Source organism: Colwellia chukchiensis, from assembly GCF_002104455.1.
In the GTDB taxonomy this organism is placed as follows: Bacteria; Pseudomonadota; Gammaproteobacteria; order Enterobacterales; family Alteromonadaceae; genus Cognaticolwellia; species Cognaticolwellia chukchiensis.
The window spans coordinates 189,714-207,123 of the sequence record NZ_NBOC01000003.1; the positions used below are offsets into that span (position 1 = coordinate 189,714).

General features: G+C 42.3%; 11 protein-coding genes. 8 read left to right on the forward strand and 3 right to left on the reverse strand.

Going from position 1 to position 17,410, the window contains the following annotated elements:
- Nucleotides 1–359: 359 nt before the first annotated feature.
- On the forward strand, nucleotides 360–3,695 hold the full coding sequence (locus B6K83_RS06115; RefSeq protein WP_085284078.1) for a S8 family serine peptidase: 3,336 nt from the start codon (nucleotides 360–362) through the stop codon (nucleotides 3,693–3,695).
- A gap of 350 nt (nucleotides 3,696–4,045) precedes the next feature.
- On the opposite strand, the gene B6K83_RS06120 is transcribed toward B6K83_RS06115, so the two are convergent.
- The 3 genes from B6K83_RS06120 to B6K83_RS06135 all read right to left on the reverse strand — a co-directional run bounded on the left by B6K83_RS06120 (nucleotide 4,046) and on the right by B6K83_RS06135 (nucleotide 6,959).
- A complete protein-coding gene (locus B6K83_RS06120) occupies nucleotides 4,046–4,489 on the reverse strand; it encodes a DoxX family protein (protein ID WP_085284079.1) in 444 nt (147 codons plus the stop codon).
- 616 nt (nucleotides 4,490–5,105) lie between these two features.
- A complete protein-coding gene (locus tag B6K83_RS06130; RefSeq protein WP_085284081.1) occupies nucleotides 5,106–5,942 on the reverse strand; it encodes a pirin family protein in 837 nt (278 codons plus the stop codon).
- 54 nt (nucleotides 5,943–5,996) lie between these two features.
- Nucleotides 5,997–6,959 (reverse strand): glutathione S-transferase family protein, encoded by a 963-nt coding sequence (locus B6K83_RS06135; protein WP_085284082.1) that lies wholly within the window; start codon nucleotides 6,957–6,959, stop codon nucleotides 5,997–5,999.
- A 1,073-nt stretch (nucleotides 6,960–8,032) separates the two neighbouring features.
- Between B6K83_RS06135 and B6K83_RS06140 the strand changes: the two genes are divergently transcribed.
- The 7 genes from B6K83_RS06140 (at nucleotide 8,033) to B6K83_RS06170 (ending at nucleotide 17,280) form a co-directional block, all read left to right on the forward strand.
- Entirely contained in the window at nucleotides 8,033–8,323 is a 291-nt protein-coding gene (locus B6K83_RS06140; protein WP_085284083.1) for a helix-turn-helix domain-containing protein, read from the forward strand.
- Nucleotides 8,313–9,677 carry a type II toxin-antitoxin system HipA family toxin gene (locus tag B6K83_RS06145; RefSeq protein WP_085284084.1) on the forward strand — a complete coding sequence of 455 codons (1,365 nt, stop codon included), beginning with the start codon at nucleotides 8,313–8,315 and terminating at the stop codon, nucleotides 9,675–9,677. Before B6K83_RS06140 ends, B6K83_RS06145 begins: the two co-directional genes overlap by 11 nt.
- Before the next feature lie 19 nt (nucleotides 9,678–9,696).
- The gene (locus B6K83_RS06150; RefSeq protein WP_085284085.1) at nucleotides 9,697–10,695 is read left to right on the forward strand and encodes a YecA family protein; all 999 of its coding nucleotides are present in this window, start codon (nucleotides 9,697–9,699) and stop codon (nucleotides 10,693–10,695) included.
- Nucleotides 10,696–11,053: 358 nt separating this feature from the next.
- Complete coding sequence (locus tag B6K83_RS06155) at nucleotides 11,054–11,386, forward strand: HVO_A0114 family putative DNA-binding protein (protein WP_085284086.1); 333 nt, start codon at nucleotides 11,054–11,056, stop codon at nucleotides 11,384–11,386.
- Nucleotides 11,376–12,638 (forward strand): DNA cytosine methyltransferase, encoded by a 1,263-nt coding sequence (gene dcm / locus B6K83_RS06160; protein ID WP_085284087.1) that lies wholly within the window; start codon nucleotides 11,376–11,378, stop codon nucleotides 12,636–12,638. The genes B6K83_RS06155 and dcm overlap by 11 nt, the downstream gene beginning before the upstream one ends.
- On the forward strand, nucleotides 12,625–14,898 hold the full coding sequence (locus tag B6K83_RS06165; RefSeq protein WP_085284088.1) for an McrB family protein: 2,274 nt from the start codon (nucleotides 12,625–12,627) through the stop codon (nucleotides 14,896–14,898). The genes dcm and B6K83_RS06165 overlap by 14 nt, the downstream gene beginning before the upstream one ends.
- A gap of 36 nt (nucleotides 14,899–14,934) precedes the next feature.
- Nucleotides 14,935–17,280: a DUF2357 domain-containing protein gene (locus tag B6K83_RS06170; protein WP_085284089.1), complete on the forward strand. Its 2,346-nt coding sequence runs from the start codon at nucleotides 14,935–14,937 to the stop codon at nucleotides 17,278–17,280.
- The last annotated feature ends 130 nt before the right edge of the window (nucleotides 17,281–17,410 follow it).

The following is a 17,410-nucleotide window of genomic DNA, read 5'->3' on the forward strand; positions in this document are numbered from 1 at the left end:
TAAACCCGTTTCGATGATGCGCTCATTAATAGTTCAGCTGACAAAACTTGAAAGTTTACATTACTGGTCTAGGCTAAACATAATCCTTCAGTGGGCTTTAAAAACCAAATAAAGACCACTTACCCCAATAGAGAGCCCTTACATTCAAAATATTCACTTCGTTCAGCTTTTACAACTAAGTTAATATCAATGAATTTATAACGGATTCTAATGGATAAAGGAATCAAGACTAAAATAACTGGTGTGTTAACACTTTCAGCATTGTATTGTTTATCAAACTTTCAATCATGTTGGGCCTGTTAGTAGTTATATGAAGTATTAGTCATTGTTTAATTAATAATAAATGACGGAGTAAGCACATGGTAATGGTTAATAGAAATGCCCTGATGTTACTGACATCAGCGCTCTTTACCAGTATGACTGCCTTGGCAGCTGACGAACTGCACTTAGCAACACCCCAGCCCACTCAAATAACTTTTAACACATATAACTCATCTGGAAATACATACATTGTTCAGCTGGTTGAGCCAGCAATTGCGGTGTATGAAGGGGGTATTGAAGGTTTTGAGGCCACCAGCGCAAAAGCAAATGGCAAAAGAAAGTTAGATACTAAGAGCAATAAAGCCAAGAAATACCAAAAACATCTCAAGAACAAACAACAAAAAGTACTTGAAGAAGCCGCAGGAAAATTTAACAGAAACTTAACGCCCAAATATGAATATCAGCACGCAATCAATGGTTTTGCGCTTGAGCTCAGCGCGGATGAAGCAAAAAAGCTCTCGTCTATGGAAGGGGTTTTAAGCGTTCAAAAGGAAAAATATGAGCAGCTATTGACCGATGTCGGTCCGCAGTGGATTGGTGCTGAGCATATTTGGCAATCTAATAGCGACGGTCCGAAAGGTGAAGGCATGGTGGTGGCGGTATTAGATACTGGCATCAATAGTGATCACCCGTCCTTTGCCGATATAGGTGATGACGGCTACGACCACACCAACCCACTTGGCAGTGGCGTTTATTTACCCGGCAGTTATTGCGATACGGTTGATGCTAGCTTTTGTAATGACAAACTAATTGGCGCCTGGGACTTTGTTGCCTCCGATGGCATAGTGCCCGAAGACAACGATGGCCACGGCAGCCACACGGCCTCAACGGCGGCCGGTAATGTGGTCAATGGCGCTACCCTTGTGGCGCCAACAGCATCCGCTAGCTTTAATATTTCAGGGGTAGCCCCACACGCCAATATTATTGCCTATGATGTCTGTGACGATGGCTGTCCAGGCTCAGCCTTGGTGGCGGCAATCAACCAAGTAATCATTGACTCAAGCAACTTGCCTAATGGAATCGCGGCATTAAATTACTCAATATCCGGTGGTGGTGATCCCTACAATGACACGGTGGAGTTAGGTTTTCTCGCCGCTGTTGAAGCTGGTATTTATGTCGCTGCGTCTGCAGGTAATTCCGGCCCTGCAGCAAGTACTGTTGCTCATTTAGGCCCTTGGGTATCTACGACTGCCGCATCCACGCATAACCGAAAAATTGCCAATAACTTGATTAACTTGACAAGTGACGGTTCAGCTCTCGGCGATATCAGCGGTGCTAGCTTTAGTGCCGGTTATGGCCCCGCTCCAATCATTCATGCCAATACCACAGCATTTGATCCCGCTGGGCAATGTTTAACTCCCTTCCCTGCTGGCACATTTAATGGCGAGATTGTGGTCTGTGATCGTGGTACTATTGCCCGCACGGCTAAAGGACAAAACGTCTTGGCCGGTGGCGCTGGCGGCTACGTCTTAGCCAATTTAGGTCAAGGCGAAGGTACAGTGGCTGACGGTCACTTTTTACCGGCTATCCATATTGGCGACACCGCCGGCATTGCCTTGCGCGATTGGCTCGCTAACAATACTGGCACCACGGCCACTATCACACCGTCAGGTTTTAACTTAGACCAAGAAAACGGCGATATCATGGCCGGCTTTAGCTCTCGTGGCCCGCAGCTAGCCTTCAATGTCTTAAAACCTGACATCACAGCGCCAGGCGTCGATATTATGGGTGCTGAAGCGAATGGTCAGGCACCGGCGCCCGAATATCAAATTATTAGCGGTACTTCTATGTCGAGCCCACACAATGCCGGCGCTGGTGCGCTGATGGTGGCTGCACACCCCGACTGGACTCCAACGGAAATTAAGTCAGCTATTATGATGTCTGCGGTAACCGCCAATACCTTCAAAGAAGATGGCGCTACGCCAACGGATGCCTTTGACTTAGGTGCGGGTCGAATCGCACTTAGCGATGCCGACGAAGTGGGTTTGGTGATGAGTGAAACGGTCAGCAATTTTCTCGCGGCTAATCCTGCACTGGGCGGCGACCCTAAGTCGTTGAACTTACCTAGCATGATGGACAGTAACTGTGTTGGCGTCTGTTCGTGGACCCGTATTGTCACCAATAAAACCAAGCATACGGGACACTGGAATGTTACTGCCAGTGGCAGTGGCTTTGAAATCGAAGTGGCAGTTTCACCACAAGCAAAAAGCAAAAAACATAACCTGAAACTCAAAGCCGGCGAAAGTGCCACCATAACAGTCACCGCCCGTAACTATAGCTCGGCAGAAGACTGGCAATTTGGCACCTTACACTTAAACAGTAATGGTAACAGTAGTCCAGATTTACATATGCCACTGGCGGTATTCGCCTCAAAAGCCAGTAATGCTAAACTATTTAGCAAATCCGTTGATAAAAACACAGCCGCTAACGGCGATATCTTAAATTATGAGCTTAAGGTCATCAATGGCCAATTAGCCGGTGATATTACGGTAACAGACGCCGTGCCCGCGGGTGCTAGCTATGTAGCTGGTTCAGCCATGGAGTCTGTGGTCAACGGCATAACCACATCGCCTTGGGCGTATGATGCTAATAGCAACAGTCTCTCTTGGACTGGTGAACTTGTTGCCGGCGCTATTGAGGTTGCCTTAGATGCCGGTGGCTCGCCTGCTGGCGGCTATCTACCATTGTCAATCTTTGGTATTGCTCCACTAGAACTAACTTGTAACGGCGATTGTGATGACGGCGGATACGCCTTCAACGTGCCGCCCTTTACCTACAATGGCCAAACCTACACACAAACTATTATGTCGGTTAATGGCACGCTAGAAGCAGGCCTGGACAGTGGCCAGTTCAGCAGTTTTAACAACCAAAACCTCCCCGATGCCACAGCGCCGAATAATATTTTGGCGCCGTTTTGGCGCGATCTAAACCTCAACGATGGCGGTAATATGTATATGGGCAGGCTCGGTGGAGGCGGCGCTATATGGACTATCTATGAATGGGCAGCAGTACCGCATTGGGGGAGTAACAATGCTAAAACCGTCACTATGCAAGTGTGGATAGGGGAGAATGGTACAGCAGCTGAAGGTAATATTCACTTCGTCTATGACGATATGACGACAGGCACAGCTGATGGCGGCACGGTAGGGGCTGAGAATGCCACCGGCAGCCTAGGTAAAAGCTACTTTTATAACGGCAGTGGTGCTGCGCCAATGGCAGGTGACGAGATTCGGGTCTCAAGCGTTACCGGTGGTGAAGCAAGTTTAAGCTTTCAAGTCATAACAGATTGTAGCGAAGAGCTAGTGATCAACCAAGCCAACCTCAATAATAATGGCAAAGGCGAAGTAGCCATTGCAGTAACGTCATGTCAGTAATTGTCAATATCAATTGCAGCAAACGAGGCGTACTAGCGTAGCAAACAATAAAGCCCACTTAGGCCGTAATGCCAGTCAGTTAAGAGCTGACTGGCATTTTTATTTTTTAAGGGTACTTCTGAGGTTTCTTCTTAACTACGCAAGGATAATACCTATCTAGTAATTTATCTGGAAATAAAAATAGGTTTAAAGTTGCAAGTAACTCATGGTGATAATCGGGTAACTTACTTGCGCTATGAGTTGGAGTAAAGATAAAGAAAACAGCGCCCTTTGCTGATAGTCAGCTAAAGGGCTATAGCTAGCTGGCGGCGTTCAGTCAAGCTTAGCCGCCAATAACAATTAAGCAACCGTTATTTAAGCTTAGCGTTAATGACATTATCAATCGCTAATTTACCTGCCCCCGAAAATGCTAACGAAACACTAGCGGCAAGTAGCGCTAAGCCAAATTCATAACCATTGTTTGACATAAACAAACCATTTTCAAAATGTACGGCAAAAATCGCCACTACCATAGTACCCACTAACGCTATAGCTGCAGGTCGCGTAAGTAAGCCAGCCAATAACAATAGACCGCCAAAAAACTCAGCACTGCCGGCCATTAGTGCCATTAAAAATCCTGGCGCTAAACCAATTGACTCCATCCATTGACCTGTACCTTCAAGTCCATAGCCACCGAACGCACCAAATAATTTCTGCGCGCCATGAGCGATAAAAATAATGGCAACCGGAATGCGTAATGCCAATGCACCAAAGCCAGCGTTTGAGCTCGTGATTTTTTTCAATAATGTTTTCATGCTTTAATTCCTCAATTTCTATAAAAGTTAAATGTTTTATTCACATCTTCGTTAAAGAAGTTGAGTGTATTATTCATCATGCTTAACAGAAAGAAAATTGCTAAATTTAGCACAAATCATTCTATTTAAACGAATAAAGCTTTGCGTTGGCATTGGCATTGGCAAACTAAGGTATAAGCGCACTGCGCCCTCGCCTAGATTTGCGCTAATTATTACTGAATTGGTTACTACATATAAGCTAGCTTTGACATAACAGCCATACACTCTGACACAGCAAAATTACTTGCTAACTAGCAGGTTAATCGCGGTTATTGATAAGTGTACTGACCACTGGTAGTGGCATGGGTGGCTAAAAGCTGGGGCTTAATAAATAAAGCGAAATGGACTTAATGCCTGGTGTGGATATAAAAAGTAGCCAAATATCTGGCGTTAGAAGTACCTTAAAGCAGCTAGCGGCTTAAGCATTTGCTTGGTATCGCGCTTGGCGAGCCGATATATTAGTAACTCAAGTTATAAGGCTAATTGGCGTAATAGCGGCCAAATAGCGCTATTGCTGCAATAAAATACCTTATTCGTTGCAGCACTAGCGCTCGGATAATTGCCGATTAGCACTATGTTAGTCAACAAACCTATTTTGCTGATAATCCTCGATCGCCTGCTCTATTTCAGCGCGAGTATTCATCACAAAAGGGCCATATTGTTCAACCGGCTCTGCGATAGGTTTACCGCTGACAAAAATAAATTTTGTCTGTGCCTCTGCCATGACAGTAAGCTGGCTTCCTAGCGCTAATACCGCCAGTTGACCTTGGTTAATTGCTTTGTCGCCAAGCATCATGCTGCCTTCATAGACATAAACAAAGCCATTGTGGGTTTCATTAACATCAATGTTGATACTTTGCTTACTGCCGACATGAATATCATAAAACTGTGGATGCACCGCTTGGGTGCTCACCGCACCTTGCACCCCTTTCAGCTGACCCGCTAAAACCCGCGCTTTGCTGTCTGGTCCTAAACTCACTTCCTTGATCTCAGCGCTTTTAATGTCTTGATAGCCAGGCTCAGACATTTTTTCACGGGCTGGTAAATTCACCCACAACTGAAAACCTCGCATTAACCCAGCGGTTTGTTTTGGCATTTCTTCATGAATTATGCCCTTGCCGGCATTCATCCATTGCAAACCACCGTCTTCGATAATGCCTTGATTGCCCACCGAGTCTTTATGGCCCATTTTGCCATTAAGCATATAAGTCACGGTTTGAAATCCTCGATGCGGATGCGGTGGAAAGCCCGCAAGATAATCTTGCGCGTCATCAGAGCCAAACTCATCGAGCATTAAAAAAGGATCTAAACGTTTCAGCATGGGTTGCCCAATAATGCGCTTTAGCTTAACGCCGGCGCCATCAGAGGCAGGCATACCCTGCACCATTTGCTTAATTGTTGTTGCTTTCATCATGCGCTCCTTAATATATCAAGCGATTGTTCTTTGCATATTCTCATAGCCAACGCGCTATGACAGTGCAGCCCTGTTGTGCGCGGCGTCCAAATCCATGATCGGACCTAAGGGCACTATTTGCGTTGGGTTGATCATGTCATGGCTGAAGTAGTAATGGCGTTTGATATGATCAAAGTTAACGGTTTCAGCAATACCTGGGGTTTGATACAGATCACGCATATAGGCACTTAACACTGGGTAATCGGCAATTCTTTTTAAATTACATTTAAAGTGGCCCACATAAACTGGGTCAAAGCGAATTAAAGTGGTAAATAAGCGCCAATCTGCTTCGGTTTGCACATTGCCAGCTAAAAAGCGCTGAGTAGCCAGCTTTTGTTCAAGCACATCTAGCGCTGCAAATAACTCAACAACCGCCTCTTCATATGCTGCTTTACTGGTAGCAAAACCCGCACGATAAACACCATTGTTGATTTTCGGATATACAAAATCATTAATCTCATCAATGGCTTCCTGTAAGTCTGCCGGGTAAAAATCTTGCTGGTTGCCGGTCAAATCATTAAAGGCAGTGTTAAGAATACGAATAATCTCCGAGGACTCATTATTGACAATTTTATTGGTTTTTTTATCCCATAACACAGGCACAGTAACGCGCGATGTGATGTCTGGCGTATCTTTGGTATAGATTTCATGCATATACTTTGCGCCAAATAAATGGTCTTCAGTCGCGCCTTGGTATTGACCAAACTCCCAGCCATTGCTCAGCATGTCAGGGCTAACAACCGACACTGTAATGTGCTCTTCAAGGCTTTTTAATTTTCTAAAAATTAATGTTCGATGAGCCCAAGGACAGGCTAAAGAAACGTATAAGTGATAACGGCCTGATTCAGGTGTAAATTCACTGCCGGGCTCATTAGAAACTTGCTGTCTAAACTTTGAGTTTTGGCGAACAAACTTACCGTCTGATTTTTCGGTGTCATACCATTGATCAAGCCATTTTCCGTCAACTAATAATCCCATAATTTTTTCCTTCTGTAAGTGCTACAAGATAGTGTACTAACAAGCTTGCTTGTTTAGTCTGACTACTAATATAGGCGTTATTAGCCAATATAAAAATATCAATTAAACGATAGTAACGTTCTATTAAAGCGAATAATCAACGCATTATCAGCAATTATTTGCTGATAATGCGGTAGCGCTGCAGACAAAACTAACTAAGCGTAACGACACACAGCTTAGTGCCTTGAACACGCACAGCATGGGTAAAGGGTAATAAAAATGCTAAATATTGCCGGTAAAATCCGTTAACTAAAACAATTGTGAGCCTCACTAATAACTGCTCAATGTACAAGATAAAAGTAAACACAAAGCAACCGATAATTTAAAACCGGCATCAACGGCAAAAATAAATTCTTGATAACCGAACGATAACATAACGTCTGTAGATGACATTACTCACGAATGTAGTTGCAAGCTCGCATTATCGCGAGTGTAGAAGCCGCGGCTTGAAGAATTAACTTGTCGAAGTTGCCCAAAGGAGCGTTTTATTAAGAATTTAAAAACAGAATAAGCACCACAACTGCGCTATATCCTCAGCGAAAGCCTGACTTTATAACGCCATAAATTGTTAGCCAAAAACAATCACTTTGGCTAGACTGGCCTTAACTAGACAGTTTATACCCTAGAAAAACACACTTGCTGACAATGAGCAGATGAGAAAACTTTGCATGAATAGCGATAAAAAGCCCTTAAAAAAAGGGCTTTAATGAACGCTGAGTGAGATTGAAATCTACTCGATACTCTGGATCTGCTTATTGGTTTGTATTTTTAAGTTTATATATATCAACATCTTGAGTTGAAGTTTGATATGTAATATTGAATGCTACCCACCACTTTAGTCACCAGCTGATTGCTTCTTAACGTATAGGGGAGAAAGTTAAACGAATACTCCGAGTTACTTGCTCTACTAAGAATATACCAGCTTTGAATGCATTTCTCTATATATGGTCGAACCTCAGAGTTCTGGATATTACTGTATCTAAATATCGATTTTTTACACTATAATGGATACTACTGTATCCATGAGGTTGAGTATGAAATTTTCACTTTTAGATGACACTGATGTTAGCCAAGCTTTTGCAGCGCACCTTCGTGGCTTACGTGAGCAAGCTAAGCTATCGCGAGAAGCACTTGCCCAGCGTAGTTGTGTACCTGCGCCTACCATTAAAAAATTTGAACTCACTGGGCAAATTTCATTTCGCCAGTTACTACTCTTATGGCAGTCACTTGACTCACTCGATAGGCTTTATCAGCTAACTCAGGTAAGCACAGACCGTACTGCTTTACCTACCAGTATAGAAGAGGTCCTTAAAGATGAGTTTTAAATCAATTCAAAAGCTCAATGTGCAACGAACGCTTGCAACGGGTGAGACTGTACCGGTGGGCGTATTAGCTCAAAACCGCCAGGGAGTATTCTTTCAGTACTTTGATGAATACATTAGTAAGTTTGGAAATTTATCCCCGTTTACTTTACAAGCAAATGGACAGCTCCAACAAGCACCTAAAGAACCTCACCACGGGGTTCATGGCGTTTTTGGTGATAGTTTGCCTGATGGCTGGGGGCTGTTACTCCAAGATAGAATATTTCGCCAACAAGGTGTTTTACCTGCGCAAGTTACAGCCATGGATCGCTTAGCTTTTGTTGGCAGCCAAGGTATGGGGAGCTTGTCTTTTACGCCCGTATCAGCGTTTTCACCTGAGCAAAATCAAAATATTGATATAGCAACACTTGGACTAGAAGCACAAACCTTATTTGATCAGTCCGTTCTTGATTACAAAGGGCCTGAAGAATTAGATGGTAAGACTCAACACGTTTTAGCAACTTTGGTTGCTGTGGGTAGCTCAGGTGGAGCAAGGCCTAAAGCACAAGTTTATATGCCAGCTGGTGACGCAAAGCAATGCCGAACGCATGCACAGCCAGAGGATGAAGCATGGTTGGTTAAGTTTACGTCAAAGAACTTGGCACTAGGCCACGAAGAAGGTTTATGTGAAGCCGTGTATTTACAAATGGCTGAGCAAGCTAAGTGCCAGCCACCGGTTTGGCAGTTAATTGATGCGCCACCAAGTAGCGGTGCAAAAGCTTGGCTAGCAGTTAAACGGTTTGACTATTTACCTAATACACAAGGATTACCGGCAGATAAAGTCGATGGCGAACAACATGCAGGGCGTTTGCATATGCATAGTGCCTGTGGCTTATTAGATGCCGACTTTCGTACCCCTAGTTTAGACTATAGCGACCTTATTAAAGCCAGTCGTCAGTTGTGTAAGTCTCCTGCGGCAGGGCAACTGCAGTTTCGTCGTGCTATTTTTAATTTATTTGCTGCAAACCAAGATGATCACAGTAAAAACTGGGGCTTTTTGCAAGGGGATGATGGTAACTGGCAACTAGCCCCTTTTTACGATGTTACATTTAGCCCTCACCCCTTTAATGAGCATGCTACGGCCTTTGCAGGGCATGGAAAAGCGCCGCCACTCAAAGTAATGCAAAAGCTTGCAGCGAGTGCGGGCTTTGCCAATTGGAAAGAAGCGCAGCAATGTATTCAAGAAGTCGTTGAGGCGATTGGTAACTTTTCCTCCCTGGCAACACAACAAGCGGTTAGTAAAACAACTGTACAAGCAATTGCAGAAACACTTGCACAGCGCAAACAAGAAAATGCAGCGCTTTTTCTGCAACAATAAACAATAAGAGAGGCCAATAATGAAGCTCGGTCGTAACGAACCTTGTCATTGTGGCAGCGGTAAAAAATTTAAACGTTGTTGTATGAGCAGCGTCTCCAAGCAACATGCCCAAGTTTTTGATGATGCAGAAGCCATGCTGGCAATGAACCCCAGTTTGAGCCTTGATCAACTCAATGCGGCATTACAGCACAAAGTGCAAGATCGTAATAATCAACCTCATCCCGATTTTTGCGGTGTAACGCCAACGCAAATGGCCAATTGGCTTTATGCACCTTTCGATGAATTACAGTGGCTGACAATCAGCACACCAAATAAGCTTTTAGCTAGCCCAGTAATGCGCTACTTAGCCCTCATTCTTGATCAGGCCATGGCGCAAGAAGGGTCATTCAAAGCCACGAGTAAAGGCAACCTACCGGCCAAGTTGGTCAAACAGGCCAGTGAGTTATTACCTGAGTTTGCCGTTGCGCAGTTCCCCAGAAACATTAGTATCAGCGAGTTTGCCGGCAGTAACGAAGATAAATTTAATGCCTTGCACTACACCAGAGTACTAGCCGAAATTAGTGGCATTATTTACCGTCGCAGCGGTCGCTACCATGTGAAAAAATCAGCGCAAAAGCAGTATCAGGCCTCAGGTATACAGGCATTTTTTAAACCTATGTTAGCAGCGGCAATCAGCAAATATAACTGGGGATATTTGGACGGCTTTGAAGATGATGTCGACTTACGTACCTTTTGGTTGTTTATGCTGTGGCGCATTCAGAGTCACAACAGTGTCGAGCAGCTTGTTAAAGAGGTGATGATAGCATTCCCCGATTTACTACAGGCATTCCCTACAGAAGATTACTCATCACCGGAACGTAACTTAAGCGTGCTAATTGAATCACGGTTTATTGAACGATTTTTACAGTATTGGGGATTTGTGACGATTACTCCAAGACGTTATATAAACGCTGAATCGGTCGCTAGAGTGGTTCAGGTACAGCCTTTATTAACACAAACCTTTCAATTTTTGCTTTAATATGCGAGCTATGGTTACACAGGTTTAACAGGCCTAGAGGTTACTATTTATAAAGTATCTTGGATGAATAACGGGGCGATAAACGCCAGTACCAGCTTGTCACCTTTTAGTGCGCCGTTAGTCAACATAAGTGCTTGGCTAGGCTTGAAGTCCTCTACAGCCAATACCGCTATTGTAATGGTGGTGCAGGAGATTGCCCTAAACAGAAAATATCCTTGCGCTATTATCAGCCCTTGATAAGATATGCAGCTTATGTATAAGTGTACAGTCTTTTAATTGATTAAGTGCTGTATATGCACTCGCTGGCTATCTAGCAAGTCGCGAACAAACGATTCGAGTAAACTATGCGAGTAAAACAATGAAAAACGCAGAACAGTCGCGCTGCGTAATAGGCATTAAAGGTCAAACGCCCGACCCCGATTACCCCGTCGATATCTGGTTCGACTCACTTAAATCAGTGACTAATGTGCTGTCAAAAGAAAACCAGCAGCGATTAAAAGTGATTGCCGAGCAACAGCCGCAATCGGTGACTGAATTAGCCGCACTTACCGGTCGAGCAGTCAGTAATGTCTCGAGAACATTAAAAACATTGGGTAAGTACAACTTGGTCGAAATGCTAAGTACAAAAACCATGCTTAGCCCGAAAGTCATCCATCAAGAATTTTTAGTAGCAGTAAATAATGACAAATAAAACCAACGTCCTTCAGCAAGCAGAATTACTTATTAACCCTTTAGCACTTGCCCATGTACCAGAAGACAGTAATGCCCAAGCGGTGATTGATCAATGGATACATGCCATTGCGACCGATAGTCAGTTTTACTGTAACCCTGACTTAGGTAAACCTGAGCAACTCAAAGAAAATGCAATAACCCTGCTACAAGAAAATGGCTTATACACAACGCGAGAAGTATTTTTTAATGACGTTTTTGGTGAATTAAATTTAAAGCCGGATTTGCATCCAAATTTTCGATTTATTGACCTTTTCGCGGGTATTGGCGGAGTTAGACTCGGCTTTCAACAAAATGGCGGTGTTTGTGTATTTTCTTCCGAATTTGATAAGCATGCTCAGCAAACCTACAAAAATAATCATGGTGAGGTTCCATTTGGCGATATTACACAGGTCCCTGCAAATGAAATTCCTGATCACGACGTACTTTTGGCAGGCTTCCCATGCCAACCATTTTCACACGCAGGCCTTAAACTAGGAATTGAAGATACACGAGGCACTCTATTTCATGACATAGCCAACATTTTAGAAACAAAAAAACCAAAGTTTGCACTGCTAGAAAATGTAAAAGGGTTAATTAGTCATGATAAAGGCTACACGCTAAAAGTGATTTTAAAAACGCTAACTAAAATTGGATATAGTTGTAATATCCCGAAAAGTGTTATTGAACATGGTTCTACAAAGGAAATTCAAACCTTAGCCAAAGAAATGGTTCTTAAATCAGTAGACTTTGGAATACCGCAGAATAGACAGCGCATATATATAGTTTTATGGCGTGATGGCGAAGTTGATAAGTTTGAATACCCAAAACCACTAGACGTTGAAGTAAAAGTTGGTGACAAATTAGAGAAAAACCCAGATCCTAAATTAACTATTTCAGATAAGCTATGGGAGGGCCATCAACGCAGAAAAATTGAAAACAAAAAAAATGGCAAAGGCTTTGGTTTTGGCTTAGTTACAGAAGAATCACCATACACCAATACTATCTCAGCAAGATATTACAAAGATGGCAGCGAAGTTTTGATTGATCAAGCTGGAAAAAACCCTAGAAAGATTAGCCCAAGAGAAGCAGCTCGTTTGCAAGGATTTCCAGATGAGTTTGAGCCGAGCACTTCAAAAGTACAGGCGTATAAACAATTTGGTAATAGCGTTACTGTTAATGTAATTGATGGATTAGCTAAAAAAATTAGGAATATATTAGATGGCATTAATTGATTTAAGTGAGAAGTTTAGAGAAATAAGAAACTCGGTTGAGAAAGTCAACTTCACTGATGTTAGGCTCACAGAAAAATTCAAAAAAGAATATGAATTATATCTCAGTGAGAATAGGGCCAATGGTTATTCTAATGTAGAGTGGGCCGAATTTTCGACTAAAATCACTACCTCAACAGGTAAAGCTATTTTTATTACCAACTTTTGGTTTTATATTGCAGCAGAGCTTTCTAATTATTTAGATGGACTATCACAACAAAAAGATATTTTTAAGGATATATATAAGAATACGGATCTTCAGAAAGCAGCTGTAGCTTTAAGAGATGGCATTTCGGAGCAAGAAAAAAGTAAGATCGAAAGTTACTTCACTTCTAAAAATTATACAAAAAATGATCTTGAGTGCTTTTTTTCTTTCGTCTCTGATTACAAAAGTTGGGGAGGAGGTAAAACGATAGATCGCAATGATTACTATGTATCTCCATTGTTGCAGGCTGGCAACTTGTTGGCAGAAACTCAAAGTGCAGTAGCTGAAATAGCGAAGCAAATGTCTGAGAACCCAACCCTGAAAAACTCATTTAAGCCCATATTCATACCTAAAGTGCAAAAATCAACAGAAACTCTGTTGAGTAGTGGGAGTCGAGGAGGCTTTGCTTACTCATTAGTTTCCTTTTTAATTAAAAATAAGATAGAGAAACCTTTTTGGGAATGCTTAGTTGAAAAAAATAGGGAACAAGGTAACTTCAACATTGAGCATTTAGATTTCAGGTTAACTTCAATATTTAAGGTTGCTGAAAGCGAACTAGATAAACCTGCTTTAGAGCGAGGGGATAAGCTAAGATTTTTTGAAAAGCCATTCCTAGTTAATTCAAAGTATTACTATTTATCCAATCAGTGGACGGATGGTACTGATTCTCGGCTCGATATTGAAAATTTGAAAAACATATTTCATGCCTTGTATCCAGATTATGAAATTAAGACATTTGAAAGTGAGTATTTTCTAACCAAAAAAGAAAAAAATAGTAAATTTATTGGCTCAACTTTATCCAAACCTTTCCTCCTTCTCGCTGGTATCTCAGGTACAGGTAAAACCCGCTTTGTGCGTGAACAAGCAAAAACCTCTGAGCAGTTTGCTGAAACCTATTGTTTAACCTCAGTAAGACCCGACTGGCATGAGCCGAGTGATTTGCTTGGCTATATATCGCGTTTAAATGGCGACGCTGAATATATTACTACCGATGTATTGCAGTTTATCGCCAAAGCATGGCGTGCAATTGCGCATAGCGACCTAAAGGTTGAAGTTCAAGATAATAAAGAGCTAGGCGAGCGTTTAGTGGTAACTGGTGAGCGTGCCGCGCTTGCGCAGGTATTGCCTTACTGGCTGTGCTTAGATGAAATGAACCTCGCCCCTGTTGAGCAGTATTTTGCTGATTATTTATCGGTCCTGGAAACCCGCGAATGGGATTGGACTAGTGACAGCTTTACCTACAGCAGTGATGCATTATTAAAACCTGCCACCATTAAAGCGGTTGCTGATAAAGAAAAGCTACGCAAAGAGCTAGGCTTTGGCAGCGCTGAGGATGGCAAGTACAACGAGCTTTGGGCGCTTATTTGCCAGTATGGGTTAGGTATTCCGTTTAATCTGTTAGTCGCAGGTACGGTGAATATGGATGAAACCACTCACGGCTTTTCACGAAAAGTAATTGACCGTGCGCTGAGCTTTGATTTTGGAGAGTTTTTCCCTAACGACTATAACGATTTTTTCACCCCAACTAGCTGTAATAAACGCCTAAGCTACCCCATCTGGTCACACGCTAACAAAGCGGAATTAGTTAATACCTTTGATGCAGATGGCGTAAAAACCGTTGCCTTTTTATCGGCCGTCAATACAGTACTAAAAAATACCCCGTTTGAATTGGCGTTTCGCGCGCTCAACGAATTAATACTTGCGGTTGCTAGCAGCCAACCACAAGATGATTTGACCCTAAAAGCCGTGTGGGATGACTTTATGATGTGTAAGGTCTTACCCCGAATTGAGGGCGATGAAGATAAGCTAGCTGGGCATAGCGATAAAAATATTTTAGAAGCGTTACTAACAGTATTAGAACAGCAGCTGGCTGGGGCTTGGGAAAACGGACGACCGGATTTGTACCGTGAAAAACTACAGCCAAAAGGTGAAACTATTAATGTGGATTGTCGTTCTAAGAAAAAACTAAACTGGATGAATGAGCAACTTGTTCGTGGCTTTACATCTTTTTGGCCTTAAATTAACGGCGCTTATATACTTTGGCGGTAATGGAACATGGCTAAAAATAATGAATTGTTGAGCTATGTACATGATGATTTTGATATTCATGTATCTACAGATTGCTTAGATTCTCCTAGGAACAAGCTAAAAAGAACTTACTTGTCACGGTTTGTTGAGCTGCCAAAATATGAAGAAACACGTGTTTTGGTGGGCTCTCAGTCAATGTTACCTAGCCTTGATATTGTCGGGCCACCACATATTCAGCCGTTTTTTTTCGAAAACCGCCAGTATTGGTTTGAAATTGAGTTTAATGACCAAGTTGATAACGGCTCTTTTTCTGTTAATCACAAGTATACTTTGCTTGATCAAAGCTTTTCTACTCACCCCAAACGAAAATCATTGAATGCAGTAATTAACTTTGGCAATGATGTTGGGTTATGTGATTTTAAAATCCAATACAGTGTTAATGGGGTTTGGCAATCTGTACCTGTATCTTTTACCGTCTTTGCAACCAAAATGATACAAGCTCAAGATCTGAGCATTATGAATCAAGACATTGATGCTATTTATCCGCTGTGGCGATATGCCATTAGTGGTAAAACAACGCACACTCAAGGCAGATCATCTAGACAAGCGGAAAAATTTGAACTCTTTTGGTTAGCACAGTTTGAGCGTTTAGTTGCCGAGATTAATCAAGGCGTGAAAAGAGTACTAAACGCGCCGCATAACCGCTTGCAGTCTTATACTTTTCAGCAAAAATTAGCGAGAGTAAATAAAAGACTAGCAGCTAAACAGGAGCAGAAAGCAAAAGAGTTAATAGCGTCAAAAAGCGCATCTCGGATTACGATCAAAAAACAGCGCTTGCATCTTGATACCCCAGAAAACCGCTTTATTAAAATGGTGCTTGCGAAAATCAAAACGAACTTATCTAAGGTGCTATTAAGCGTTAATGCAGATAAAGATTCAAAAGTATCTAGTTCATTTCTTAAAGAGTTAGCAGTATGGCGTGATCAAGTTGGGCAGTATGCAAAGCACGCGTTATGGCATGAGGTAGGTGATTATAAAGGCCGGTATAGCGAATCAAAAGTACTGCAAGAAGCGGCTGGATATTCAAAGGTTTATAAAGTTTGGCAGCAGTTAAAATACTACTTAAACGACAGCCTTGGAGCAAGCCAATTATCCATGAAGTCTGTTGCCGATATTTATGAGATTTGGTGCTTCTTAGAGGTGAAGTCAATTATTGAGTCTTTGGGTTTTGTGCAACAGAGCAAAACACTTAGTCACCTGAAACAAGTGCAGTTTGAGAAACAATTTCCAAAAGACGAGATGGCTGCCGCTTTCGTATATCAACATGAAAGTGATGGTATGCAGCTAGAGCTTGCTCATGAACCTTCATTTACGCCTAAAGGCTCTGCTAATCGTACTTGGCTTGCAAATCATCGACCTGATATTGTGCTGCGTGTCACATTGAAAAATGGAGAAGCTTTCTTTATTTTGTTTGATGCCAAGTATCGTATAGATACTACGCAATTGGGTGATAAAGATGCCGTGCCTGAAGATGCTATAAACCAGATGCATAGATACCGTGATGCGATTATTCACCAACAACACCTTGAATACGAGTCAGCATTAAAAAGTCGACCTGTTCTTGGCGCGTTTGCTTTATATCCGGGCTTTTTTCCAGAACAAAAATCTGAACAAAACCCTTATGCCGACGCTATCAATGAAATTGGTATTGGCGCATTTCCACTATTGCCAAGTGAGGATAATCAAGCTGCTAATAACTATTGGATTAAAGAATATTTAGCTCAGAAACTTGGCAAAACGCAGCAGCCTTTTGAGTACAAAAAATCTTTGTCACTTGATTATCATTTTGTTGAAGACTCTGCCCGTATTGCGCCTTATGGCGTCAATGTGTCTAGACACCAAGGTTTGACATTCGTGGCACCAGTGAATGAACTGGATCGTGAGCAAACGTATTTGGAAAAAGCCAAAACTGGTGCTTTAAAGGGGTACCACACAAAGCTTATTGCAACTAATCGTCAAAATGTACACCGAAACATTGTCCGTGAAATACGTTATCTAGTGCTCACAGTCCGTGACAGCAATCAAGATAAAGAGCAATTCGGAAAATACTTGTATTCAGTTGCTAGTGTAAAGCTTTTACCGAGGCGCGGCATTGATAAGGAAATAACAGGAAAAGATAGTGACGCTACCGAAAAATACTGGGTATTTGAATTTTCTGGCGCGCCAGTGCTCTTACCCAAGATAATTGAAAAGCCCTATGAAGAGCACTTCAACTTTAAACTAATTCAAGCAGAGCGTTTAGCAGAGATTTCGCATTGGGGTGAGATTCAAGGCAGCTTAGCACTGTACGAAAATTTGAGTTCTACTTGGTAAGAACTCCCTAAAAGTCATAGCGTTTTCTGTTTTAATTGTTCGTGTACACGTCAATGAGGAATTGGAAAATGTCTCCGAAGAGGTAATGGCATGAGTAAGCGAGCTATATCAATTATGCAGAAGGTGAAGT